A 26,261-nucleotide genomic window follows, 5' to 3' on the forward strand; every position below is an offset into this window, starting at 1 on the left:
CAAACCTGGTCATTGCTTAGCGGTATTTTCGGGGACGATTTGCGTTCTGCTAAGTGAGCCTTAAGCTTCAGGAATTAGCACGAAGCCAAGCATTATGCTGCGCATCATGGAACTACCCAACCTCGGCGAATGAGCGGTTTGAACACTTGCCTGTGCACCAGCGAAGCCACTATCACCAGAAACGCAACCGGCCGACGTCCCACCTTTGCAACTGCCATCGCGCTGAGAGCGGACACTAAACCGGCGCCGACAATGTCTAGCGGAAAATGCACACCGAGATATATCCGCGCCCATGCCATTGGTATGCCGAGCAACGCAAGCGCCAAACCTAACAAGCGCGTACGTCCATGCAGCAACAGGCTGAACGCTACGCCCCACAAGCACGTCAGATGATCGCTTGGAAACGAAGAATCCGGTGAATGCGACATCAGATTCGTCCCCATGCCCATCATGAACGGGCGTGGTTGCGGCCAAGCAACCCCAATGATTTGCGCTGCCAGCAAGGCAACCATGGTCGACAATGCCGCCTCGACCAAAAGGTGACGCAGTTCACTATCTCCGCGAAGCCATCCCGCGATCAGTGCAAGTGGCGCCAGCCAGATCGCGTATATCGCGAAGAAGCCGGCAATTCCGACGGTCAGCGAATTCGCATGCGACGAAGCGTTGATAAGAAAGAACAGGGTCCAGTTCAAATGATCCATTGCAATTAAAAAGTGGAGGACGATGTCATGCTACGGACCGAAACTTATCGGACGCTTAGGGCAAACCGGTCTGGGCTAATTTGACGATGAATCAATACTCAACGCTTACCGATCCTTGTCGATAGTGGCCTGCTTTTTTGGTCTGCCGCGAACAGGTCTCTCAAGGCAGGACGCAAGATTGGTTTCCACTTCAATCGATAAACGCAGGCCAACAGTCCGCAGTAGTTCACGGCTTAGCCGGCCGATCAACTCATCATGCGGTAGATGTGTGCTATCAAAAGCGTCCATGGCGCGCCCTCACTGAGCGCACGCCGGCGCTTGCACACCAGCCATGCCATATGCTGCGTCCGCGCCGCGGGAGCCGGCGACAGCAGCGCAAATGATCGATTTCATAAAAAGTATCCTCAATGTCGATAGTGACAAAAGCGAAGTGACATGACTTCATCTTCGACCACGGACAGTGGCGCGACACTGACAGCTTGATTACGAAATCGTTATCTTCGGATTGACGTAAAGCGTGCACCGCTTTGTTCGCATCGCTAATCGATGTGGCTTTTGTTAACTTCGGCAAGAGGAAACGTGAGTACGAAACGAGTCACGCCAGGGTCGCTCTCCGCGTGTGCGCGACCACCATGCAAGTCCATGATGGTCCTCACGATCGCCAGGCCCAGCCCGGTCGATCCTCTCGTGGACTGGCTGCTGGCGCGCGACGGATCCGCACGATAAAACCGGTCGAACACGCGCTCGATCAATGCCGGATCAAGCGGCGTCCCTTGATTAATCACCGAGAGGCGCATCATGCCTTCCACAATCCTGGCATCGAGCGTGATCGTGCCTCCTCGTGGCGTATAACGGACTGCATTGGCCAGCAGATTGCTGACGGCGCGCCGGAACAATTCCACATCCGCGGAAAGCCGCCCTCCGCCAGTCACATCGAGTTGAACGCCGGCATCGTCGGCAATGCCTTCGAAATACTCAGCGATCCTGAGGAGTTCGTCTTTGACGTTGAATTCCAGTGTGTGCTTCGCGAAATTCGGATGTTCGGCGCGAGCGAGAAACAGCACGTTTTCTATCATGCGCGAAAGCCGGTCGCATTCCTCCAGGTTCGACGCCAGCACGGCTTGATATTCCTCGCCAGAGCGAGGCCTCGCCAGCGCAACTTCCGTCGCGCCGCGCAGATTCGCCAGCGGCGTTCGCATGTCATGCGCGAGATCGGCGGTGAATCCGGACAAGCGGTTAAAACCTTGCTCAAACCCGGCGAACATGGCGTTCAATGAATCGATGAGCGTCTGGAGTTCCTGCGGCACGTTCCCTACCTTTATCCGGGAAGCAAGATTGTCGACGGTGAAGCTTTCCGCGCTACGGGCGATCGCCCTGAGTGGGCCGAGCGCACGACGTACCAGCAGATAGCTCATCAGAAACGCGACCAGGACACCGACTGCGCCCGCGAGATGCAGCCGGTCGCGGTATTGGTCCAGAAGCAGCCATCGGTCATGCATGTTGCGTGTGACGATGATCTTCACGACCGATCCATCGGCCAGGTGCGCCGTTGCAGCCAGGCGGCGGAATGGTGTCTCGTCGGAGGCGGAACGCTCCACGATCGCCGAAGGCGTGATCTGCTGCGATGCCGCGACGACTTCCGAAGGCCATGACAACCGGTCGGCCCTTTCGAGACGATTGTGCTCGAGCAGCAAGTGCCCGGACGCGTCCAGTACCTCCAGCGCCAACGCCTCGTTGCCAAGAACCTGGCTTTCGATACGCTCGTCATGCTGACGCAGGTCACGGATATCGGCAAGTTCTTCTACAAGCCGGCGGGTATGACGCGTTGCAAGCACAATGTCGAGATCATCCTGGGTCCGCACCTGATGCGCGAGCGCCAGATAAACATAGCTGCCGACCAGAGCAAAGACGGCAAGCGTGGTCGCGGCAAACACCAAGGCAAGCGTTGCCGTCAATGAACGAGACCGGGTACGGCTCAACATCAGTCGTCGTCTCGTGTGTCGATCACGTAGCCCACACCGCGTACGGTGCTGATCAGCTTCACTTCGAATTCTTCGTCGATCTTCACGCGCAGGCGGCGTATCGCCACTTCCACGACGTTGGTGTCACTGTCGAAATTCATGTCCCACACATACGATGCAATCTGCGTGCGGCTCATCACCTCGCCCTTTTTTCGCGCGAGCAATTGCAGCAGCGCAAATTCACGAGGCGTCAGTTCGATGCGCTTGCCCGCCCGTCGCACCTTGCGCCGCGTGACATCGATCTCGAGGTCGGCAACGGTAATGACGTCGCTTTCGCGAGGCGGTCCGCGCCGCGCGAGCGTGCGCACGCGAGCGAGTAATTCCACGAACGCGAATGGCTTGACGAGATAATCGTCGCCACCCAATTCGAGTCCGCGAACGCGGTCGCTGACGTCGTCGCGCGCGGTCAAAAACAGCACAGGCGTGGCTTTCAAGGCCCGCAGGTTCTTCAGTACGGCCCATCCGTCCATGGTCGGCAACATCACGTCCAGGACGATGACATCGTAATCTTCCTCTCGTGCAAGGATCAGGCCTTCGGCTCCGTCCGCCGCGGTATCCACGGAGTAACCAGCTTCTTCGAGGCCCTTCTTGATATACGCGAGCGCTTTCTGCTCGTCTTCAATAACCAGGATCCTCATGTTTTCGCCTCGGCGCCGCATTGATTGATTTCAACGATATTACGCCAGTCGTTCAGGATCGCGATTACGAAGTCGTTATCGGCGGATCGGAGACTGGATGGACCGGCACGACGCATATATGCAGGCATCAGTTCAATCGGCGTGCGTGCTGGACATCGTGCTGCTGTCGGTCGTGGTGTTGACCGCACCGCCGTACGCCATGTTCGATTGAGCTTGCAACCTGGCCTCGGCAGCCTGGATATCGTCCGGATAGTGCAGACCCTTTTGCTGCGGATGGTAACCAGCGTTTTCGATTTGTACGAGTTCGGCCTTCACCTGGGCGCGCGTGACCGGGCCATTGCTGCCTTGTGCAAACGTCAAGGCGGGAGCGGCAAGTACTGCTGCCATCAGGATTGTCTGGATTGTGCGTTTCATGATTGATGCCTCTTGAATGTCGGTTGCGGCTTCTCGTCTTGAGACAGCCTGAATGCATTGTGCGAGGCGGACAGTGACAGCGAGCCGACCATTTCATTACAAGATTGATAACTAATGGAGCCACTCGCGAAACCTCATGAACATTCGGTCCTGATCGTTTTTCCCACATGTCGTATTTGTAATTTTCCCGACGGTATCCGGTAAAGGCGGGTCGGCGACACTCGGTCTTCAAGAAGCCAGGCTGCATTGTTGCGGCTCACCGTACAGGAAACCGATATGTGGATTGTTCGACTCGCCCTTAACCGGCCTTATACGTTTATTGTCCTTGCGATCCTTCTGTTTATCCTGGGTCCGCTTGCGATCATCCGTACGCCGGTTGATATTTTTCCGAACATCAATATTCCCGTCGTCAGCATTGTCTGGTCGTTCAACGGCTTTTCGGCGGAGGACATGGCGCACCGGATTACATCGAACTATGAACGCGCGCTGACTTCAGACGTCGAGGATATAGAGCACGTCGAATCGCAATCGCTCAACGGTGTTGCCGTGGTGAAAGTGTTCTTTCATCCCGGCGCCGACATCAACCGCGCAATCGCCGAAGCCGTTTCCAATTCCGCCTCCATCCTGCGCGTGCTGCCGCCGGGAACCCTGCCGCCGAACATCATTACCTACAACGCGTCGACAGTCCCGATCCTGCAACTCGGTCTCTCAAGTAAATCGCTGCCCGAGCAAAGCCTGTACGACATCGGCAACAGCTTTATCCGCACCCAGCTCGCGACGGTGCAAGGCGCAGCCGTGCCCTTGCCTTTTGGCGGCAAGGTCCGGCAGATCATGGTGGACATCAATTCGCGCGCGCTACAAGCAAAAGGGCTTTCTCCACTCGACGTGGTCAACGCGGTCAACACGCAGAACCTGATCCTGCCGGGCGGCACGGCGAAGATCGGAACGCGCGAGTACAACGTGCAGATGAACGGCAGCACGGCAAGCGTCGCGGCGCTGAACAACCTGCCCATCAAGACTGTCAACGGCGGCGTGGTGTACGTGCGCGATGTCGCACAGGTGCGCGACGGCTATGCGCCGCAAACAAACATTGTGCGCAGCAATGGTTCGCGCGCGGCGCTGCTGGAAGTGGAAAAGACCGGAAGCACGTCGACGCTGACCATCATCAGCCAGATCAAGGCGATGCTGCCGAGCATTACAGCCGGCCTGCCGAAATCACTCGTGGTCACGCCGCTCGGCGACCAATCGGTGTTCGTGAAGTCGGCTATCACCGGTGTGGTTCGTGAAGCCCTCATTGCAGCGTGCCTGACCGCGCTGATGATCCTGCTGTTTCTCGGCAGCTGGCGCGCAACGCTGATCATCGCGGTGACCATTCCGCTGGCTGTGCTGACCTCGCTCATTGGTCTTTCCATTCTTGGCGAGACCATCAATATCATGACGCTCGGCGGTCTCGCGCTCGCAGTGGGCATTCTGGTGGATGACGCAACTGTCGCCATCGAAAATATCACTCATCACCTCGAAAACGGCGCGCCGTTGCACGATGCAATCTTGAACGGCTCTGGCGAGATTGCCGTACCGACCTTTGTGTCGACACTCTCGATCTGCATTGTGTTCGTGCCGATGTTCCTGCTGACCGGCGTGGCGAAGTATCTGTTCGTGCCCATGGCCGAAGCGGTCGTGTTCGCGATGATCGCGTCGTACTTCTTTTCGCGCACGCTCATTCCGACCCTTGCGATGTACCTGATGAAGGCGCGCTCGATCGAGCACGAAACGACCCACGGCCGCTTCGGTTTTCTGGTCCGTTTTCAAGCCGCTTTCGAGCGCCGCTTTGAACAGTTTCGCGGCGGTTACAAGCGCATGCTGGAGCGCGCAATCGAGCGTCGCCGTCTGTTCCTGCCCATCTTCATGCTCGTATGCGTGGGCTCGCTTGCCTTGCTCCCGTTCACTGGACAGGATTTTTTCCCGACAGTCGATGCCGGCGAAATCCGTCTTCACATGCGTGCGCCGACAGGCACGCGGATCGAACAAACCGCGCGCATGGCGGACGAAGTCGAAGCCAAAATCAATACGGTGGTCCCGAAGTCCGAACAGGCCGCGTTGCTCGACAACATCGGCGTGCCCGTCAGCGGGATCAACTTGACATATGCGTCGTCGGGACCGATTGGTTCGGAAGATGCCGACATCATGGTGTCGCTCAAACCCGGTCACAAGCCGACAGCCGACTACGTGACGAAGCTCCGCAATACGCTCACGGACACCTTTCCTGGCGTCACGTTCGCTTTCCTGCCGGCCGACATCGTGAGCCAGATCCTGAACTTCGGGTTGCCGGCGCCTATCGATATCCAGATTGTCGGTGCAAAGCTCAACGAGAATCGCGCGGTCGCGAACGACCTGCTCGCGAAGTTGCGCGGCGTTCGCGGTCTCGTCGATGCCCGCATCCAGCAACCAGGCGACGAGCCGGCAATCAACCTCGACGTCGATCGCACCAAGGCATTGCAAGCCGGGCTGACACAGCACGACGTCGCGCAGAACCTGCTGATTGCGCTCTCGGGCAGTTCACAAACAACGCCGAATTTCTGGCTGGATCCAAAGAACGGCGTCAGCTATCCGTTAATGGCCGAGGTCCCGCAATACGATATCCATTCGCTTCAGACACTCGCCAACCTGCCGTTGACGAAGGCTGCCAACTCGACCGCACCGCAGAACATCCTGGGATCGCTCGCGACAATGTCGCGCGTTTCGCAGCAAGCCGTGGTCTCGCACTACAACGTGCAGCCCGTGCTCGACATCTACGCATCCGCGCAAGGGCGCGATCTCGCCGGCGTGGCGGCGGACGTCACCACGCTCGTGGATCAGGCAAAGGCGAAGCTGCCCGCGGGATCGTCGATCGTGATTCGTGGTCAGGTGCAGTCGATGCATGACTCGTTCACGGGCCTCGGCATGGGACTCGCATTTGCCGTCGTGCTCGTTTATTTGCTGATGGTCGTCAACTTCCAGTCCTGGCTCGACCCGCTGATCATCATCAGCGGCCTGCCCGCGTCGCTTGCAGGCATAGCGTGGATGCTGTTTGCCAGTCACACCACGCTTAGCGTGCCGGCGTTGACGGGAACCATCTTGTGTATTGGTATTGCCACCGCGAACAGCATCCTGGTCATCAACACTGCTCGCGAGATGCTGCAAGGCGGCGCGCCACCTTTAAAGGTTGCGCTCGAAGCGGGTTTCAGCCGTTTCCGGCCGGTGCTGATGACAGCGCTTGCCATGCTTATCGGCATGTTGCCGATGGCGCTCGGACTCGGCGACGGCGGCGAGCAGAACGCGCCTTTGGGTCGTGCTGTCATTGGCGGCCTGGCAATCGGTACGGTCTCGACGCTGCTATTCGTGCCGGTGGTCTTCGGCATGGTCCACGCGTGGCGCGAACGGCGCGACGAGAAACGCAACGACAGCCCGGTGAAAGCAAACGTCCCGGCGCCCCGCCTCAATCATTAATCAATATCACTAACCAATCCGCACTATTCCGCAAAAACCTGCAAACAAGGCATTTTAATGAACCCGCATTCCGATCCACCCAAGTCTGATGTCGCGCCGAACGATCGGGCCCGGCGCCGGTATGTCTTGCCCATTGCACTGACTGTGGCCGCTGCCGCGCTGCTGATCCTGGGTATCGTGCCCCGGCTGCACGCAAGCACGGCGCTGACCGCGCAAACCAGCGCACAGAGCGCCCTGGTCGTATCGGTGATCAAGCCGAGCGTCGCGCCCACGCAGCAAGAGCTGCTGCTGCCCGGGTCCGTCACGCCGTTCGCCGACGCCGCGATCTATGCGCGCACCAGCGGTCACGTTCAACACTGGACGCGCGACATTGGCGCCAAGGTCTCGGCGGGCGAGACGCTGGCAGTCATCCAGACACCGGAACTCGATGCGCAACTCGCGCAAGCGCGCGCGGATCAGGCCACCGCGCAGGCGAACTTCGCTTACGCCGATGCGACCGCGAAACGCTGGGAACAGATGCTGACCACGCAGTCGGTATCGCAGCAGGACGCGGAGACCAAAAGCAGCGACCGTGATGCCAAGCGCGCGATGCTGCAATCTGCGATTGCCAACGTGAAACGGCTGTCGGAACTGGTCTCGTACGAGAAGGTGACCGCGCCGTTCAGTGGCGTCATCACCGCGCGCAACGTGGACGTAGGCGCGCTCGTCAGCGCGGGCAGCACGCCGGGACTGGGAAGCAACACGGGTGAGCTTTTTCATGTACAGCAGACCGACACATTGCGCGTTTTTGTCGATGTCCCGCAAAACGATGCACCGTATGTCACGTCCGGCACAGCGGTTTATCTGAGCGTGCAGCAGTTCCCGGGAAAACGCTTTGCGGCGAAGGTTGCGCGCGATACGGGTTCTATCGATCCGGTCAGCCGCACGCTGCGTGTGGAAGTCGATGTCGACAACCGCGACGGTGCGCTGATGCCGGGCGCCTACGCACAAGTTCATCTCGCGCTCGAAAACCCGCATCCTGCGCTCGACCTGCCCGTCAGCGCGCTGCTCTTCCGGCCCGATGGTGTCACCGTCGCCGTGGTCGATGCAACCGGCGAGACGGCGCTCAAATCGGTCGGCATTGGTCGCGATTTCGGCACGAGCATCGAGGTCACCACGGGCTTGAGCACTACCGATCGCGTGATCAACAATCCAGGCGATGCAATCAGCGCGGGTCAAGTCGTGCGCATTGCGCCAAACGCGTCGTGAAGGTCCGGACCATGTCACTTTCACGAGTTTCACAACTTTCACGCCGGTTCAGTTGCCTGGCGCTCGCCGCGCTGACCGCCTGCTCGACCATACCGGCCTACACCCAACCGGACGTCTCCATGCCGGCCCATTATGCAAACGTTCCGGGTTGGACCGTTGCTTCGCCGGAAGACGCGGCGTCGCGCGGTCAATGGTGGACTGTCTTCCACGACCCGGATCTCGACCGTCTGGAATCGCGCGTGAACGTGTCGAATCAGACCGTAAAAAAGGCTGTCGCGCAGCTTGAGCAGGCCCGCGCGGTCGTCACGTTCCAGCGCGCAGGGTTTTTCCCGACCGTTACCGCAAATGCTTCACAGCAACGCTACCGGACATCGCAGAATCTCGTGGGCAAGGCGCTTGCGGGCAAAACGATTCCCGATTATTCAGCAGGACTTACGGCGAGCTGGGAGCCCGACTTGTTCGGCCGAGTCAAGGATGCCACGGTAAACGCCCAGGCAAATGCCGACGCAAGCAATGCGGATCTCGAAGCCGTGCGCCTTTCGGTAGCAAGCGATATTGCGACCGATTATTTCGATCTTCGCGCGCTCGATACCCAGAAAAAGCTGCTCGACGATACCGTCACCGCATACGCCGCCGCATTGATGTTGTTACAGCAACAACTGACCGATGGCGCTATCGACGCCTCCGCTGTGGCGCAAGCGCAAACGCAGCTTGAAAGCACCCGCACGCAGGCTACGGATATTTCGGTGCAGCGCAGCCAGCTCGAACATGCGATTGCAACGCTCGTTGGAGAATCCGCATCGACATTTTCGATCGTGCCCGTCGAGCGAACGTTCACGCTACCGGACATACCGCCTGGCGTGCCGTCGCAACTTCTTGAGCGCCGTCCAGACATTGCCGCAGCCGAGCGCCGGGTCGTCGCGGCCAATGCGCAGATTGGCGAGGCGCATGCCGCTTACTTTCCCGATCTGGTGTTGTCGGCGAGTGCAGGTCTCGAGAGTTCCTTCTTTGCGCCGTGGCTGACCGCGCCGAGTCTTTTCTGGGCGCTCGGTCCGCAGCTAGTCGGCACACTGTTCGACGGCGGGCGGCACAAGGCCACGCTCGATCAGGCGAACGCGCAATACGATGGCGCGGTGGCGGATTATCGGCAGTCCGTACTGATATCGTTCCAGCAAGTCGAGGACGGTCTTGCCGCATTGAATGCGTTGCAGGACGAAGCGCTCAGTCAGGAACGCGCAACGTCTGCCGCCATCCTCGCTCTGAAGCTCACAACGAACCGCTTCCAAGCGGGCGCCGTCAGCTATCTGGATGTGGTGACGGCGCAGACCATTGCGTTGAATAACCAGCGTGCACGCGAGCAGATCGACGCACGCCGGCTCGACGCAAGCGTCAGCCTGATCCGCGCGTTAGGTGGCACCTGGCAAACCTCCGAATCGCCAATGACGGGTCGTAAAGGCTGACGCTTCCTGCTACGGTCACTTTGCCAGAGCGGCGATCTGCCTGAGGCGCCGCGCCAGCGCCTTGGAAACCACGGGCGGCTTGCTGCCTTCGCCTGCACTTGCCGCCGCTTCGCTCTCCCGCAAAAACATGACGACTTCACGGGCAACCGTCTCGCGTTCGTTATCCGATGTGATCATGTGATACGAGTCGTCGAGATAGATCGCGCGCAGAAAAGTCGACGCCACATGCGAACTGACAAATCGGGCGTTGGTGGGACTGGAGGTTTCATCGTCGATAGCATGGACGATGAGGCAGTCCATACGCACGTCCTGCAGATCCCGGCGAACCTTCCGCGCGAGCCGGCTCGCTTCGTGCAACGCGGGCAGCGAGATGGTCGCGGGTCCGACTTCGCTGAGATCGCCTTTGAGCATCGCGCGCGCGACTTTCGAACGCAACGCCTCGTTGCGAAGGCCAAAAGGCGCCTGCTCGCGATACCGCCATCGGCTACGCAACGGCGTGAAATAAGCCCAGCCCAGTAAAAACCGGTACCACGGAATGGCCCAGCCGTCGTAGTCGAGCGTGACGGAAAGCAAGATCACGGATTGCGCCGATGGCCGCTTGACGGCCAAAGCCAGCGCAAGCGCTGCGCCAATGGACAAGCCGCACACGGACACGTGCGCGTAACGGCGGCTCAATGCATCGAATTCTTCGACGGCGGCGGCTACCCAGGCTTCCATGCGCTGCTCTATGGTCCCGGCGCTATAGCCCGAAAGCACGGGCGCGGCCACGGTAAAACCTTCGCGATGCAGTGCGCGCGCGAGGAATCGCATTTCCAGCGGTGAGCTCGATAACCCGTGCAGCAGGAGGACCGAGTGGTCCCCGCCTTCGAGCGAGAGCGGTTTGCCTTCGATCAAACCGGCTCCCCGACGCGGCAGACGATGAAATCGCCGACATGCGTATTGAAACGCTCGCACACGCAATCGACTACTTTCTCGACTCCGCCTGCCGCCGCCAGATGCACGCGATACGTGCCTGCGTGGGAGATCGCGCCGAGCCGCCGTGCATCTTCAGCGGCGACTTTCTCGTACAGGAATCCTGGTGCGATAGCGGTGGGCGCGTCCGGATCTGCCTGGTTGATGACAGGCGCCGCGCCGTGCTTTCGATCAAGCGCCTTGATCAATACGATGTCGTGGTGGTAATGCGGCAAGTGGCGCAACAGCCGGTGTGTTTCGTCGTTTCCACGACTTGCGATGGCGCGCTCGTTATCCAGTCGCAGCAGCATTTCATAGCGTGACTGAGACACCTGCCCCAGAAGCTCTGCCCGAAATTGAGCACGCCGCAGACGCTCGATCAAACAAATGACGAGGATTGTGACAACGGGATAGGAAATGATCAATGCGAGATCGGATTGATCGAGGACGCTCACTTGACCATAGGGCGGTACGAACAGATAGTCGGCAATGCCGAGCCCCAACGCCATCACCATGAATGCGGGAACAATGCCAAACCAGTATTCGATCAAAGCCGCCGCAATGCAGAAGGCGGTGCCCGGCATGATCGGTCCGACTAACGGGTGGATCAACCAGCGTACGGCACTGGCAACCGCAAGCGCGATTACCGAGTAGACCCAGGGTGACGCGCCCCGAGGCGCCCAGCGCCCAGCGTTTCTTATTCTCATGATGAGACGTATGGGTTGCACTTTCACCGGCATTGGGAGGTGAAAACGCGTGGTGAAACAGAGCCCGCTTCAGCTACGGATATCCGTCGAAATTTCGATCGAGCGTAACGCGCCCTTGCTTAAGGGATGCTTATGCGGCCAGCGCATCTCGAATCCGCGTATGCCAGAGGTGATTGAACAGCAAGGCGGCGTTGCCGGTCGCCCCATGTCGGCGCAACTCCTGCAGAAATCAGGAACCCGACGCACTGGCTTGCCATGCCGGCGCCGCAGGTAACCGGCTTAGCGTGACGATCAGGCCAGGCCCATCGGCCCGATTACTTGCCGTGAGTACCGCGCGATGACGCACGGCAATGCTGGACGCAATCGCAAGTCCCAGCCCGCTGCCTTGCTCCTTGACCGATGAACCCCGATAGAACCGGTCGAAGACCCGCTTTAATTCGTCGTCGGGAATCCCGGGGCCGGTATCGGCAACCTCTAGCGAGAAGTCGCCGCTCGCGCCGCGCATCAATACAACATCAACACGGCCACCGGCCGGGGTGTATCGGATGGCGTTATCGATGAGATTGTTGAGCAGGATTCCCAGCGCCTGTTCGTCGCCGAGCACGGTGCAGGTGTCGTTCCCTTCAGCCGAAACAACGGGGCCTCGCAGATCGAGCCCCAAGTCGATCTGCTTCGCTTCGGCCAGCAGCGACAAGTCGGACACCGACTGTTCTGCAATGCGCCGCAGGCTGACGGGGATCATCGATTTCTCGTGCCGGGCATCTTCGCGCGCCATGCTCAGCAGTTGCTGCGCAAGATGGATGATGCGATTGACGCGCCCTTCAAGGCGCTCGATCACGCGCGTGTCAGTGCTGGCCAGAGCGTCACGTTTTGCGGCCTGCAATTGCAGCTTGAGCGCGGTCAGCGGCGTGCGCAGTTCGTGTGCGGCATCGGCCACGAACGTACGCTGCGCCCTGGACGCCACGTTGAGACGCTCGAGCAGATCGTTCAACGCGTCGACGAGCGGACGGATTTCGACAGGCACGCGTTCGTCGATGATCATCGGATCGAGCGAATCGATCGAGCGGTTGGCGAGCGCCCCTGACAAACTGCCAATTGGCGCCAGGCCGCGCGCCACGATGAACAACACGAGCGCGATGGTGACCGGCACGAGCAGCGCGAGCGGCCAGAGCGTGCGCAGCGCCAGACGCGCCGCGAGATCGTCCCGCACCGAATAGGGCTGCGCGACCTGTATATAGCGATCCGGCTGCTGCACGCCGAAAACCCGCCAGCGATATTCGTCGTGCTCGATCGTCCGGAATCCCTCGGAAAGCCTCGGCAGCGCGGGTTCCTTCGCCGAGTGATAGATCAGCGTGCCCGCCGGACTCCATATGTCGATGGCGATCCGGTCGTCGGCCAGTCCCTTGAAATCGTGCTCGCGCTGCTCGGCGCCGCGGGTCGTCGCAATGTTCCCGGGCAGCGACAGCGCCACGGTCCGCAACTCATAGTCGAATAGCTCGCCCGCTTCGTGACGCGCCGAATGGAAGATGCCGTAACCCGCGATCAGACACGCAGCGGCGAGACCGAAAATCAGCCAGCCGAGCAACCATCGGCGGATCGATCTCATCCGAGCCGCTTCAGGCGGTAACCCACGCCGCGGATTGTCATGATCTCGTCGGTGCCAATCTTTTTACGCAGGCTGTGCACGTGAACCTCGATGGTGTTGCTGCCGACTTCCTCGCCCCAGCCGTAAAGCTTTTCTTCCAGTTCCGGACGGCGAAAGACGCGTGTGGGTTCTTCAATCAACGCCTGGAGCAACGCGAATTCACGCGGTACGAGCGGCAGCGCGACGCCCGCTTTCGAAGCTTCGTGCGAAGCCGGATCCAGCGACAGTTCGCCATGCGTATAGACCGGCTGCTTCTGGCCGGTGCGGCGGCGCAATAACGCACGAACCCGCGCTGCGAGTTCGTCGATATCGAAGGGTTTCATCAGGTAATCGTCCGCGCCTGCATCGAGGCCGCGAATGCGTTCGTCGACTGCATCGCGCGCGGTGATGATGATGACTGGTGCCTCCCCTCCCGCACGCCGATACGTGTTCAGCACGTCGATGCCATCGCGTTTCGGCAACCCGAGGTCGAGCAGCACGAGGTCGTACACACCGTTGGCGAGAGACAAGTCGGCCGCCCGCCCATCGGCGGCGTGATCGATTGCATAACCCGCCCGGCGCATGAAGTCGACAACCGTCTCGGCAATCATGTCGTCGTCCTCCACCAGCAGCAGGCGCATCGTTTTTCTCCTTGTCAGGCGAGCATTGTCGGGATTATTTGCTTAAGGGTTCCTTAAGCCCGCAGCGTGCGAACCCGCATGCTTTCGTTTGAACTCGACAAGAGAGAACTTACACCTGCTTCAGGAAACGCGGTCTCAACCCGCTATTTTGGGTTGCGGCGAGCCGTCCAGCGTTGGTCTCGCGTCAGATTAATGCGTTAGCCGATCGAACCAGAGATGAACCACGGGCGTTAGGAATAACGTGTGTACGACGGGCCCTGCGAAAAGAGCGACTCATGCGTGCTTCGAAAGCGCGCTGTTGTGTTCGATGATGCCGGCGGGCCTCATACGCGACAGCTCTTTTCGCAAAGCATCCGTATTCAGTGCGCAGGCTTCGTACGCTGAATGAAGCGTACGCAGGCCGCCGTCGTTTATGCAGTGAGCGTCGCAGAATTCTTTCGATGCATGCCGCAGCGCCGCGAAAAAAACATACAGGCTCGTACGGGCGCGATCGAGTGCGGTGCTGCACGCGGCGTTAGGCATGGAATGAAGATCGATCTGGTCCAGGCGACGGATTGAATGATCAATCTGCGATTCGTTGTAGACGCCACGGAAATATCGTTCTGTTTCCGCTTCCACATAGAGATCACAATCGGCCTGCTGGGCAAGAGAGCAACTTGCAACGACAGCATCAAGTGTTGCTTGAGAGCTCTGACGCAATATCTCGGCAGTCATGCGCCGCGCCTGCCACGCGAGATGGATTGGAATTGCCAGCGCGACCGCGACAGCGAAAAGATCCGACAGCGCGCCTCTAAGCATCAGCAAACTTCCCGCAGACATCATGGCAATGTACGGGCTGGAGAGTGCGATAAATGTCGCCGCCCCGCCAACAGCCACGTCTTTGATCTTCAATGAGCTCACTGACATGCAGGCTACCTCTGACGACGTTGACACTAGACAGACATTAGATCGGATTACTAATAGCTTGATGCGAGCTTTGACTTTTCGGACCATGAACCAACGATACTCGATTTGAGCGCGAGTAGAATTAGCGCGGCCTTACGCATGAGAGGCGCTGAAAGGCAAATGGATACCAGCCCGTTGCTCGTAGCCGCTACCGTCGCCAGCCGAACGCCGTGACTGCTGTAGTGAGGTGATCGCACGCTACGGCGCCGCGCAAATCGCCAGGCAATGGAATATCAAGAGTACGCCAGCCCGGATTTTCCGCGCATGCACGCGTAAGACTAAGTTCGCGTGCCTGTTGCTGTGCGTCTAGCAGTGAGAAAGACGCGCGCGTCGTATCGCCCGCATTCGTGTTATCGATAAGCGGCCCTGCAACGCCTACGGCCAGCTCGCCTACGCTTACTGCGATCAAAAGCCAGGCGCCCGCTGAAACAACATCTGCGGTTATCGAACGCTTCCCGGCGCTATCCGGCGTGCTCGCGAAACACACGCCGCGTGGTGTTTCTTCCAGTTGAACTTCGCCCGGCTCGCAGCACAACGCGCGCGATGTCACCATCCGGAGTGAAGCGCGCTGGACGCCGAATTGCCGCCCGGCGGCGGTGTTGCGGCTGTTTTTCATGCGTTTGCGTTCGGACATGCTAAGACCGTTTCGACCGGTCATGGATGAAACCAACTGCCAGTCGTTGCGCAATAGCCAGACAAAAACTTCATTGCGTGCGGGACTTCGGCGCGCGTGGGCCAAATTCCCCGCAAACGCGTGGAACGTATAGTCGATGCCCTCGGCAAAAAACTCCGCCGGCCAGTGGGTGCCACGTGCATCGACCTCTCGGGTCGCGGATTCGCGGACCGAGTTGATCGCGGCCTTGTTTGCCGTATTTTCCAATCGAAGCCTGAAAGGTCTAGAAACCGGCCATCAAGCTTATTGGAGGAAACTTAGCCCAGACACAGCGCCCGAAAACGTTTAGCGCAGGCGTGGATTGTCTTTTTGCGGGGGATGATCGGGCGCGGAGTTGGATAGCAAGTGCGCGAGGGCGACGCGAATTCTCGTTGCTGCACGCACTCATGATTCGTCCTGACGCCATTCTCGCGCACGCTGAACGGGAGGATGCAGCTAGGGAAGGAACGAAGAATCAAGACAACAAAACGCATGCACGCAACATCAATTGCGTCACGCATTAATCTGGCGGAAGGCAGCCGGAGTCGAACCGACCTGAGAGCGTCTGACGCCCTCAACTGGGTTTGAAGCCCAGCCGTACCACCGGATACGAATGCCTTCCTTTTTTGAACCATCTAGTACATTTTGCGGCGTGCCCTGATCAAAGCAGTTCGAGCCAGTCGCTGTCCTTGCGCATCACATGCATTTCGCGGTGGAAGCGAGTATACCCAACGCGATCGAAAAATTCTAAAACCTGGATCGCGCGTTTGCGCCCGAGTGCGGTGGCATCGCGGAAAGGCGCTGCGGCCAGTCTCGCATCGTTGTTTTGCGCGTGCGATGCGGCGATTGTCGCGAGTTCCCGGATTGCATCGCGATGATAAAAAAGATCCCGCACCACCTGGAAAACTTCCCCTCGCCGAGCAAGCTTGCGTAGCAGCAGCCGCACGCGCTCTTCGGATACGTCGACAGAACCCGCAAGATCGCGTACCCATGGCGGATTAAAACCACCTGACTTGATAGCGGGCAATAACAGTAGCGCAAGCGCGTGATCCGTATTGTCGAGAGTAACCGTGTGATCGGGCAGATGCAGCCACGGTCCGCTCCGAACGATATCGCCTTCAGCGCACGCGTCGTTGATCAGCGCGCGCCACAATGCATCGTCCATTTGCGGCGCAACGATCCGGCGCAAGCGCGAAGCATCGGGTCCTTGTTCGTCGGGCGAACGCTCGTGGAATTGCTTCAACGCAGCAAGCAAACGAATGGTCAACGCCCGCCATGTTGCGCCTGCAATGAACAAGGCATCCTCGCCGGATAGCGGGATTATGCGGGTATCGGCGGGAAGCTTCAGCAACGCAGCCGGCACGCCGCTCATTTGCTCGAGCATCGAACTCGGCAAACCGTTGGGCGCGCGAGCGAGCAGCGCGTCGAGCGTACCGGTGTCGAGCATCGTCTGGATTGCGTCGAGCCATTCGAGGCGTTCCGGCGTGCGACGTTTGCGCGCCGGACCGAAAGGATCGAGTACATGACCGCCGCCAATCGTCCGGTTCGCCTGCGCATTCCTCACGATAAACCTGTCGCCCGGCAACGCGCAAAGCGGACGTTCAAACACGAGCTGCACACGCGCGGTCTGTTCAGGGCCCAGCGAATCGCCATCGAGCAACGCAACGTGCGCGACCTGATGCTGCGTGCCGAGATGCACATGAATCGGGGTCCAATGCTGAAGCGTGACGGCAGCATTGGCCAATAAAGTAAGCGTTGCATCGATACGTTCCGAACCCCGCGACAGGCGCGGATCGACAATCCAGTCACCACGATTGATCGCGTCCTTCTCGATCCCCGCGAGGTTGAGCGCACAGCGCTCGCCAGCACGACCGGATTCGGCGGCGCGATTCTGCGCGTGAATACTTCGCACGCGCACGCGCTCGCCCTTCGGCGCAAGCAGCAAGGTCTCGCCCGCCGTTACGCGCCCCGCGACTACCGTGCCAGTGACAATGGTGCCCTGCCCGGCAAGCGTGAACACGCGGTCTATGGCAAGCCGAAACAAGCCATCGTCGCGGCGCATGCGCCAGGCAGCGGCTGCCGCGCGCAAATGCGCATCGAGCGCAGCGACGCCGGGATCATCGCGCAAGGTCGCGTTGGTATCGAAGACGGGCGCATCGCGCAACGCGCTTCCCGCCAGAAACGCGTTGATCTCGTTGTGGACGTCGTGCAAACGATGCGCGTCGACGCGATCCGTTTTGGTCAGGGCAACCGCGCCCTGGCGCACGCCGAGCAATTGCAGAATCGCGAGATGCTCCTGCGTCTGCGGCATCACCCCGTCGTCCGCGGCAATCACGAGCAACGCGTAGTCGATACCGCTCGCACCCGCCGTCATGGTGTGCACGAGTTTTTCGTGACCCGGGACATCGATAAGACCAAGCACATCGCCGTTATCGAGCGGCACATAGGCATACCCGAGCTCGATGGAAATGCCGCGCGCCTTTTCCTCTTTCAGGCGATCCGTGTCCACGCCCGAGAGCGCGCGAACGAGCGTGGTCTTACCGTGATCGATATGCCCAGCCGTGCCGACGATCATCCTTCGAAACCCGCGAGTTGCGCGATGAACCCGGTTTCGTCGGCGGCTTCGAGACAACGCAGATCGAGCCGCAATGCGTCGTCCGCAACACGGCCGATCACCGGCCGTGGCAACTCGCGCAACTTTTTTTCGAGCGCAAGCAGTTGTCGTCCGCCGCGTTTGCCATCGGCCATTCTGATGACCACGCCATAGCTCGGCAGGAGATCGACGGGCAACGCGCCGCTGCCGATCTGGCTGAACATCGGCTCTACGGCAACCGCATAACGCTCGCCCGCCTCGCGTTGCAGCGCGGGCTGAACGCGTTCGGCGGCGGCACGCATGGCGTCGGCTGGACGGGTCAGCAAACGCAATGTGGTAAGACGCTCGGCAAGCAGCTCCGGCGCACGATAAAGCTGCAGCACGGGCTCGAGCGCGGCGAGCGTCAGCTTGCCGACGCGCAACGCGCGCTTGAGCGGATGTTTCTTGATCTTCGCAATCAGGTCTCGCCGCCCGACGATCAAGCCGGCCTGCGGACCACCGAGCAGCTTGTCGCCGCTGAACGTGACGAGGTCCGCGCCGGCGGTGATCGTCTCGCGCACGGTGGCTTCACGCGGCAATCCCCATTGGGTGAGGTCGACCAGCGTACCGCTGCCCAGATCGACCACCATGGGCACGCCACGATCCTTCGAGAGCGGCGCCAGTTCGGCGACCGTCACCTCCTTGGTGAACCCGTTGATGGCGTAGTTGCTCGTGTGCACTTTCATCAGCAACGCAGTGCGCTGGTAGATGGCTTCGTCGTAATCCTTCAGATGCGTGCGGTTCGTGGTTCCGACTTCACGCAGTTTCGCACCGGCGCGCATCATGATGTCGGGGATGCGGAACGCGCCGCCGATTTCCACGAGTTCTCCGCGCGACACGATCACTTCTTTTTTCGGCGCAAGGGCCGACAAGGTCAGCAGGACAGCCGCTGCATTGTTATTGACGACAGTCGCGGCTTCGGCGCCAGTCAGCTCGCAAATGAGTTCATCGATAAGATCATCGCGATCCCCGCGCTTGCCTGTTTCCAGGTTGAACTCGAGGTTCGCCGGGCGCGTCAACGCGGCGACGACAGCGCTCACGGCGGCATCGGGCAGTAACGCACGGCCGAGGTTCGTGTGCAAAACCGTGCCCGTCAAGTTGAACACCGTGCGAAATTTCGCGCGATTGCGCGAGCGAAGATTCTGCTCGACCGAAGCCGTCAGCGCCGGCAAATCGAGTGCGCCCACGGACGCGCAACCGGCAAGCGCGGCCGCACGCCAGGCGTCGAGCGCGCCTCGCAGCGTAGCCAGCACCTGCGTACGACCGAATTCGCCGGCAAGCATCACGAATCCTTCGGACGCCATGACCTGCTCCACAGACGGCACATGCGCCATCAGCGCCCGCAATTCAGTGCCCGTTACATCGCTCACAAGCCGATCCTTTTTAATTGGACTCGCCAGGTTGGTCGGTTTTGTCGTCGACTTGTTCCGGCCACAACCACGGATGCGGGGAGGCTCGCCGATAACCCTCCTCGCCCATCAACAGATCGAGCGTGAGGCTGGCGAGATCGTCGGCGAAAGGCTCGAAGTCATAGTCCTTGTCCTGGAAGCCGATCTTCCTATACGTATGGCATTCGTCGCACGATTCGGCTTTCAACGGCGCTTTCTTCGATTCCCGTTCCCTGGCTTCCGTATCAGCATCGGGTGTTCCCAGTGCGTGATACGCGATTCCCTTGGTCGAATCGCAATTCGAACATTTCGAGCGGACCATGTGCCATTCGGTGGCGCACAAGCCGCACTGCAGGAAGCGATAATTCTCGTACGCGCCGCCAATGCGCACCGTACTTGCGACAGGATGCGAACCGCAGACCGGGCAAAGACCCAGCGTTTCGATATACGGCACGTCTCGCTTGTCAGTATCCGCTGCAAGATCCGTCCACACCACCTGCAACGCAGCCGAAATAAACGGCGCGGCGGCCGGATCTACCTCGGCAAAACGCTGCGCAAAAATTGCGTCGGCTTGTGCTTCGAGCGTGGCGGCATCGAGCGACTTGAGCCTGACGATCAGTTGTTCCAGAGCCGGGCTCAGCGGACCAGCGGCTTTAAGTTTATCGAGCAAACGAACGAGCACGTCCCGCCATGCCGGGTCGCGCACGCCCGACAACGCGGGGATCAACGGCATGGAATGTTTTTGGGCGCTGGCAATCAGCTCGGCGCTCGGCGGCTTCGCCTTGAAATTCTGGATCACGTCCTGCTGTGCATTGGCGAGCGCTGCCATCAGGCGCAAATATCCTGCTATAGGGTTGCTGCGTTCGGCAAGCGCACGCAAGCGCGCCGCACGCGCAAGGAACACGGTGGAGCGCTCAGGCGTACGGATGCGCGGTATTGCGGATTGATCGAGCGACTCGATATCACCCGCTTCTAGAATGCGTTGGACCACGATTGTCGACCTCTTGAAACTGATAAGCCGCCGCGTTTTTTCTGGAAGCTGAGAACGGCGGCGGCCGGTTACATCGGATGCAGGTTGCAAACCGTCAGACTTACTTTCCGATGATTTCCTTGAACCATCTCGGATGATGTTTCTTCGCCCAGCCGTAAGTCACGGTGCCGCGCGTCATTGCACCGATCGATCCCTTGATCCACAAAGCCGCGTAGATGTGCACCACGATTCCGACGATCAGCACGAACGCGGCGGCGGCATGCACGACGGCCGCCAGGCGAATGATCTCGATCGGAAAATAGAACGAGAAATACCGCCGCCAGATCACAATACCGCTTGCCAGAAGCAGCAAAAGGCACGCGACCATGGTGAAGAACAGCAGTTTCTGACCCGCGTTGTACTTGCCGATTGCGGGAAGTTTCTCCTCGCGATTGTTGAGTACATCGCCAATCTGGCGCATCCATTGCACGTCGCTCTTGTCCAGATAATTATGGTGCCAGAAACGCAACGCAAGGATCAGGAACGAGAGAAACATCACGCAGCCAATGAACGGATGCAAGATGCGCGTCCATTGCCCGCCGCCCAAAAGCGCATATAACCACGACATGGCCGGATGAAACATGGCAAGTCCGGACAACGCCAGCAAGATGAACGTGATGGCGGTGATCCAGTGGTTGGTGCGTTCATTGGGCGTGTAGCGCAGGATCAGCCCATTGCCTTTCACGTCCCGCGAAACAGCGTCTTTATCGTGCGTCATCGGATGCCTCCCGTGCTTCAGCGGCTTCACGCTGTGCTTCGGCTTCTTCCGCCTCCGACACCTCGTTCGGTCCAACCCGCGTGTAGTGGAAAAATCCCGCTAGCGCGGCCACCACGATACCGGCGAGCGCCAACGGTTTTGCCAGGCCCTTCCAAAGATAAACCATTGCGCTGATCTTCGGATTTTGCGGCAGGCCGTGATAGAGGTTGGCTTTGTCGGCGTGATGCAGCACGTACATCACATGCGTGCCGCCTACGCCTGCGGGATCGTACAGACCTGCATTTGCAAAGCCGCGTTCCTTCAGGTCCACCACGCGGTCCGCCGCCTGCTGCTTCATGTCCTCTTTCGTGCCGAACATGATGGCGCCGGTAGGGCAGGTTTTCACGCAGGCCGGTTCCTGTCCGACTGCGACACGATCCGAACACAGCGTGCATTTATAAGCGCGATTGTCCTGCTTCGATATACGCGGCACGTTGAACGGGCAACCCGTCACGCAGTAGCCGCAACCAATGCAATTTTCCTCGTGAAAATCCACGATGCCGTTCGTGTACTGAACGATCGCGCCCGGCGAAGGACACGCTTTCAAACACCCCGGGTCCTCGCAATGCATGCAGCCGTCCTTGCGGATCAGCCACTCCAGATCGCCCTCGGTGTTCTCGTATTCCGAGAACCGCATGACCGTCCATGAATGTTCGGTGAGGTCACGCGGGTTGTCGTACACGCCGATGGAATCGCCCACTTCATCGCGCAAGTCGTTCCATTCCATGCACGCCGTCTGACACGCCTTGCAGCCGATGCACTTCGATACATCGATAAGCTTTGCAACAGTCCCCGTCACCGGCGCGCGAACCTGAGGCTCAGGCAGCGTGGTGGCAGAGAGACGTTTGATATCCAGTGATTGCAGTGCCATCTCTTTTCCTTATGCCTTTTCGACCTTGACGAGAAACGATTTGAATTCCGGTGTTTGCGAATTCCCATCGCCCACGGAAGGCGTCAGCGTGTTGACGAGATAGCCTGGCTTCGTCAGTCCCTTGAAGCCCCAATGCAGCGGCAATCCAACTGTTTGTACTTTCTTTCCTTCGATCATCAACGGTTTGATCCGCTTCGTCACGACCGCGACGGCCACAATGTGCCCGCGATTGGACGACACTTTCACGCGATCCCCCGCAACCACGCCGACCTCCTTCGCCAGGTCCTCGCCGATTTCCACGAACTGTTGCGGCTGCACGATTGCGTTGAGGCGCGCGTGCTTGGTCCAGTAATGGAAATGCTCGGTCAGACGATACGTGGTCGCCGTATGCGGGAAATTCTCGTGCGTGCCGAACGCAGCCCGATCGTCAGGGAACACGCGCGCCGCCGGATTGCTGACGACCGCCTTGTTGTCCGGATGCATCGGGTTATAGCCCAGCGGATTTTCGAACGGCTCGTAATGCTCGGGGAAAGGACCTTCCACCAGACCATCGCGCGAGAAGAAACGCGCAACGCCCTCCGGATTCATGATGAACGGATTCATGCCGTTCTCAGGCGGTTCATCCGCCTTGAAGTCGGGGATATCCGCACCGGCCCACGCCTTGCCGTTCCACGCAATCAGCTTGCGGGTCATGTCGAACGGTTTGCCGCTGACATCGCACGAAGCACGGTTGTACAAGATGCGCCGGTTCGCTGGCCATGCCCACGCCCAGTTCAACGTGTTGCCTATTCCCGTTGGGTCCGAGTTGTCGCGACGGCCCATCTGGTTGCCGGCCTGCGTCCACGATCCGCAGAAGATCCAGCAACCGCTTGCCGTGCTGCCGTCGTCGCGAAGTTGCGCGAAGCTCGACAACTGCTCGCCCTTCTTGGCCAGGACCTTGGTTTTATCGGTAACGTCGGTTACGTCGTCCAACGCGCGGCCGTTGAACTCCATTGCGATTTCTTCGGGCGTCGGGCTTTCCGGGTCCGAATAAGGCCAGCTCATGTTGAGGATAGGATCAGGATATTTACCGCCCTGCTCCTTGTACGCCTTCCTCATGCGCAGCCACAGACCCGACATGATCTCGAGATCGCTCTTCGATTCGCCTGGTCCTTCCGCACCTTGCCAATGCCATTGCAGCACGCGGCTCGAACTCACGAGCGAACCGCGTTCTTCCGCGAAACACGTGGTCGGCAAACGGAATACTTCCGTCTGGATCTTCGATGCATCCACGTCGTTGAATTCGCCAAAGTTCTTCCAGAACTCGGACGTTTCGGTGGCCAGCGGATCCATGATCACGAGCCATTTCAGCTTCGCGAGACTCGCGCCGATCTTCGACTTGTTCGGCGCCGCGGCCAGCGGGTTGAAACCCTGCGCAATGTACCCGTTCATCTTGCCCTGATTCATCAACTCGAACACCTGCAGCATGTCGTAGGACTTGTCGAGCTTGGGCAGATAGTCGAAACCGAAGTTGTTTTCAGCGGTCGCGTTGGCGCCCCACCAGGACTTCATGAAACTTACGTGGAACGCACGATAGTTGCGCCAGTAGCTCAACTGGTTCGGACGCAGCGGTTGCGTTGCGCGCTTCTTGATGAATTCATCGAAGTCCTGCTCGCCTTCCATGGGCAACGTCATGTAGCCCGGCAGCAGGTTCGACATCAGCCCCAGGTCCGTCAGACCCTGGATGTTCGAGTGGCCGCGCAATGCATTCATGCCGCCACCCGCAATGCCGATGTTACCCAGCAGCAGCTGCACCATTGCGCCGGTGCGGATGATCTGCGACCCCACCGAATGATGTGTCCATCCGAGCGCGTACAAAATGGTCCCGGCGCGACCGGGCACGGCGGTCGATGCCAGCATCTCGCAGACCTTCAGGAATTTCTCCTTCGGCGTGCCGCAAATCTTTTCGACTTGCTCGGGCGTATAGCGCGAGTAGTGCTGCTTCATCAGGTTGTAGACACAGCGCGGATGCTGCAACGTAGGATCGACCTTGGCATAACCGTCGTCGCCGCGCTCGTAGTCCCAGGTCGATTTGTCGTAGCTGTGCTTTTCCGCGTTGTAGCCGGAATACAGACCGTCTGTAAACGCAAAATCTTCACGGACGATAAACGGGAAGTCCGTGTAGTTCTTGACGTACTCGTGCTGGATCTTGTCGTTGGTGAGCAGATAATTGATCACGCCGCCGAGGAACACGATGTCCGATCCCGTGCGAATTTGCGCGTAATAATCCGCGACCGAAGCTGTCCGCGTAAAGCGCGGATCGACCACGATCAGCCGTGCCTTCCTGTGCGCCTTGGCTTCGGTGACCCATTTGAAACCGCACGGGTGCGCCTCGGCTGCATTGCCGCCCATTACCAGAATCACATCCGCGTTCTTGATGTCGACCCAATGGTTCGTCATCGCTCCACGGCCAAACGTCGGGGCAAGACCTGCCACCGTCGGGCCGTGTCAGACACGTGCTTGATTATCGAATGCGAGCATGCCAAGACTGCGAATAGTCTTGTGCGTCAGATATCCCACTTCGTTGCTTCCGGCCGATGCTGCAAGCATGCCGGTGGTCAGCCATCGATTGACCTTCTTGCCGTCTTGCGTGGTCTCGACAAAATTGGCGTCGCGATCGTCCTTCATCAACTTGGCAATGCGATCGAGCGCGTCTTCCCACGACATGCGTTTCCATTCGTTCGATCCCGCCGCGCGATATTCCGGATACTTGAGCCGGCTCGGGCTGTGAATGAAATCGATAAGACTCGCGCCTTTGGGACACAAGGTGCCGCGATTGACCGGGTGATCCGGGTCGCCTTCAATATGAATGATGCTTGATTTGGCGTTCTTGGCGTTGTCGCCCAGACCGTACATCAGGATGCCGCAGCCGACGGAGCAGTAAGGGCAGGTATTACGGGTTTCGGTAGTGCGCGACAGCTTGTACTGGCGAACTTCCGCCAAGGCAGGCGCCGGCGAGAAACCCATCAGGGCTAAGCTCGATCCGGCAAGCGTGCTTGCGGAAACTTTCAGGAACTGTCGCCGGGACATTTGTAACATCATTCGCCTCGGACTTTGTAGGGGACGGAACCGATTATAAAGTCGCAAAGTGAATTTCGCAGAAAGGTTGGCGCTAAGCGTTGCAGGAAGCGGTAGGAAGGCACTTTTGTGGATGTTAACAAAAAGCTTAACAACGCCTTTTGTAATTAATAAGTAATGTGATGAAGTTTTTCAGTAATAAGCGGGCATTGTTCGTGCGGATGAAGCAAATCTCTCAACTCTTCATACGCTCATGGCCCAGCAAATCAACAAAGCGGTTGCGACTTCAGCCTTTAACGCGTCATTCCGCAAGCGCCTGCTACCGCATGCGACTGCCGTTCTACTAGGCTCCATTTTGCTTGGGCTAAGCACCTACAGCCTTGCGCAAATTTCTCAAGGCAACGGAAGTTCGTCTCAGGAAAACCGGACGTCGGCGGCGGGCACCACGCCTGATGCGTCTGCATCGACGGTACACGAGTCGCTCAAACCGCAATCGAAAGAGGCCAAAGGCAATGCGCGTGGCATGACCGCCGGCAAGCAGAACAAGACAGAAGGGGCTGGCGGCTTCAACAACGGTTTGTACGGAACAGGCGCAGGCAGCAATAAATAATAAAGTCGTAAATCTACAAACCGACTGCCGCCGGATTCATTTCTATATGCAAGATCACTAGCCAAGGCTTAGGGCAATCCGATGCAATTTTGACCGCTGGATTGGTCTCGCTAACCGGCGTAATACAGCCCCGCTCGCGCGCCAGTAAATAGGCGCGGCGTGCATCGGACTGCAGCCACAGGCTAACCAGGCCGCACGTGACGAAGCTGAAAATGGTCGTGACCAAAGTCGGCGTGTCCGGATCCAGCTGGCTGACGGCGTATGAAAATAAGGTGGTCAACACCTGATTTACGACGATCGCAACGCAAATGACCTTGACCGTTCCCCTGATACGCATGGCGGTATGAAGCTTCAACACGGTTGTCTACTCTTGGTTGTTTCTGGTTTTTTTGCTTGCGGTGCGCCCAAGCAATGCAGCGCGCTTAAAG

At 59.1% G+C, this 26,261-nt stretch carries 21 protein-coding genes and 1 tRNA gene; 4 read left to right on the forward strand and 18 right to left on the reverse strand.

Translation table 11 applies throughout. The features are described from left to right. Positions 1 to 104: 104 nt before the first annotated feature. From ASG35_RS17025 to ASG35_RS17040, 4 genes are all read right to left on the reverse strand, one after another. Positions 105 to 701 (reverse strand): undecaprenyl-diphosphatase, encoded by a 597-nt coding sequence (locus ASG35_RS17025; RefSeq protein WP_056359711.1) that lies wholly within the window; start codon positions 699 to 701, stop codon positions 105 to 107. A gap of 539 nt (positions 702 to 1,240) precedes the next feature. After that, complete coding sequence (locus ASG35_RS17030) at positions 1,241 to 2,683, reverse strand: heavy metal sensor histidine kinase (RefSeq protein ID WP_056359714.1); 1,443 nt, start codon at positions 2,681 to 2,683, stop codon at positions 1,241 to 1,243. Beyond that, entirely contained in the window at positions 2,683 to 3,360 is a 678-nt protein-coding gene (locus ASG35_RS17035) for a heavy metal response regulator transcription factor (RefSeq protein WP_056359718.1), read from the reverse strand. The genes ASG35_RS17030 and ASG35_RS17035 overlap by 1 nt, the downstream gene beginning before the upstream one ends. Positions 3,361 to 3,492: 132 nt before the next feature. Beyond that, entirely contained in the window at positions 3,493 to 3,774 is a 282-nt protein-coding gene (locus tag ASG35_RS17040; RefSeq protein ID WP_056359722.1) for a DUF4148 domain-containing protein, read from the reverse strand. 276 nt (positions 3,775 to 4,050) lie between these two features. Between ASG35_RS17040 and ASG35_RS17045 the strand changes: the two genes are divergently transcribed. From ASG35_RS17045 to ASG35_RS17055, 3 genes are read left to right on the forward strand one after another with little or no spacing between them, the layout of a single operon-like run. Next, the gene (locus ASG35_RS17045) at positions 4,051 to 7,260 is read left to right on the forward strand and encodes an efflux RND transporter permease subunit (protein ID WP_056360842.1); all 3,210 of its coding nucleotides are present in this window, start codon (positions 4,051 to 4,053) and stop codon (positions 7,258 to 7,260) included. Positions 7,261 to 7,317: 57 nt separating this feature from the next. Next, positions 7,318 to 8,508: an efflux RND transporter periplasmic adaptor subunit gene (locus tag ASG35_RS17050; protein WP_056359725.1), complete on the forward strand. Its 1,191-nt coding sequence runs from the start codon at positions 7,318 to 7,320 to the stop codon at positions 8,506 to 8,508. A gap of 11 nt (positions 8,509 to 8,519) precedes the next feature. Continuing rightward, a complete protein-coding gene (locus ASG35_RS17055; RefSeq protein ID WP_056359728.1) occupies positions 8,520 to 9,968 on the forward strand; it encodes an efflux transporter outer membrane subunit in 1,449 nt (482 codons plus the stop codon). A gap of 15 nt (positions 9,969 to 9,983) precedes the next feature. Here the strand turns inward: ASG35_RS17055 and ASG35_RS17060 are convergent, their stop codons facing one another. From ASG35_RS17060 to fdnG, 13 genes are all read right to left on the reverse strand, one after another. Continuing rightward, positions 9,984 to 10,859, reverse strand: coding sequence for an alpha/beta hydrolase (locus ASG35_RS17060; protein WP_156393249.1), 876 nt, complete (start codon positions 10,857 to 10,859; stop codon positions 9,984 to 9,986). Beyond that, positions 10,859 to 11,626, reverse strand: a complete 768-nt coding sequence (locus ASG35_RS17065; protein ID WP_056360845.1) for a DUF4118 domain-containing protein — start codon at positions 11,624 to 11,626, stop codon at positions 10,859 to 10,861. The genes ASG35_RS17060 and ASG35_RS17065 overlap by 1 nt, the downstream gene beginning before the upstream one ends. A gap of 229 nt (positions 11,627 to 11,855) precedes the next feature. Beyond that, a complete protein-coding gene (locus ASG35_RS17070; protein ID WP_056359736.1) occupies positions 11,856 to 13,232 on the reverse strand; it encodes an ATP-binding protein in 1,377 nt (458 codons plus the stop codon). Beyond that, positions 13,229 to 13,891 (reverse strand): response regulator, encoded by a 663-nt coding sequence (locus ASG35_RS17075; protein WP_056359740.1) that lies wholly within the window; start codon positions 13,889 to 13,891, stop codon positions 13,229 to 13,231. Before ASG35_RS17075 ends, ASG35_RS17070 begins: the two co-directional genes overlap by 4 nt. A gap of 273 nt (positions 13,892 to 14,164) precedes the next feature. Next, on the reverse strand, positions 14,165 to 14,782 hold the full coding sequence (locus ASG35_RS17080) for a hypothetical protein (RefSeq protein ID WP_156393214.1): 618 nt from the start codon (positions 14,780 to 14,782) through the stop codon (positions 14,165 to 14,167). Positions 14,783 to 14,984: 202 nt separating this feature from the next. Continuing rightward, positions 14,985 to 15,716 (reverse strand): hypothetical protein, encoded by a 732-nt coding sequence (locus tag ASG35_RS17090; protein WP_056359749.1) that lies wholly within the window; start codon positions 15,714 to 15,716, stop codon positions 14,985 to 14,987. A 298-nt stretch (positions 15,717 to 16,014) separates the two neighbouring features. Beyond that, positions 16,015 to 16,110: transfer RNA gene (locus ASG35_RS17095), tRNA-Sec, on the reverse strand. Positions 16,111 to 16,149: 39 nt separating this feature from the next. Continuing rightward, positions 16,150 to 18,063, reverse strand: a complete 1,914-nt coding sequence (gene selB, locus ASG35_RS17100) for a selenocysteine-specific translation elongation factor (protein WP_056359750.1) — start codon at positions 18,061 to 18,063, stop codon at positions 16,150 to 16,152. After that, complete coding sequence (gene selA, locus ASG35_RS17105; RefSeq protein ID WP_082508423.1) at positions 18,060 to 19,490, reverse strand: L-seryl-tRNA(Sec) selenium transferase; 1,431 nt, start codon at positions 19,488 to 19,490, stop codon at positions 18,060 to 18,062. The genes selB and selA overlap by 4 nt, the downstream gene beginning before the upstream one ends. A 13-nt stretch (positions 19,491 to 19,503) precedes the next feature. Further along, positions 19,504 to 20,499, reverse strand: coding sequence for a formate dehydrogenase accessory protein FdhE (gene fdhE / locus ASG35_RS17110; RefSeq protein ID WP_056359754.1), 996 nt, complete (start codon positions 20,497 to 20,499; stop codon positions 19,504 to 19,506). Between the two features lie 100 nt (positions 20,500 to 20,599). Then, positions 20,600 to 21,256 (reverse strand): formate dehydrogenase subunit gamma, encoded by a 657-nt coding sequence (locus ASG35_RS17115; RefSeq protein WP_056359756.1) that lies wholly within the window; start codon positions 21,254 to 21,256, stop codon positions 20,600 to 20,602. Next, a complete protein-coding gene (gene fdxH, locus ASG35_RS17120) occupies positions 21,243 to 22,166 on the reverse strand; it encodes a formate dehydrogenase subunit beta (protein ID WP_056359759.1) in 924 nt (307 codons plus the stop codon). The genes ASG35_RS17115 and fdxH overlap by 14 nt, the downstream gene beginning before the upstream one ends. Positions 22,167 to 22,175: 9 nt before the next feature. Continuing rightward, a complete protein-coding gene (gene fdnG / locus ASG35_RS17125) occupies positions 22,176 to 25,244 on the reverse strand; it encodes a formate dehydrogenase-N subunit alpha (RefSeq protein WP_082508460.1) in 3,069 nt (1,022 codons plus the stop codon). A 232-nt stretch (positions 25,245 to 25,476) separates the two neighbouring features. Here fdnG and ASG35_RS17135 point away from each other — a divergent pair, with 232 nt between their 5' ends. Beyond that, on the forward strand, positions 25,477 to 25,833 hold the full coding sequence (locus tag ASG35_RS17135) for a beta-xylosidase (RefSeq protein ID WP_235527577.1): 357 nt from the start codon (positions 25,477 to 25,479) through the stop codon (positions 25,831 to 25,833). 13 nt (positions 25,834 to 25,846) lie between these two features. Here ASG35_RS17135 and ASG35_RS17140 read toward each other — a convergent pair whose 3' ends face one another. Next, on the reverse strand, positions 25,847 to 26,191 hold the full coding sequence (locus tag ASG35_RS17140; RefSeq protein ID WP_442854844.1) for a hypothetical protein: 345 nt from the start codon (positions 26,189 to 26,191) through the stop codon (positions 25,847 to 25,849). Positions 26,192 to 26,261 lie beyond the last annotated feature (70 nt).

It is taken from the genome of Burkholderia sp. Leaf177 (genome assembly GCF_001424345.1).
Classification (GTDB): domain Bacteria; phylum Pseudomonadota; class Gammaproteobacteria; order Burkholderiales; family Burkholderiaceae; genus Caballeronia.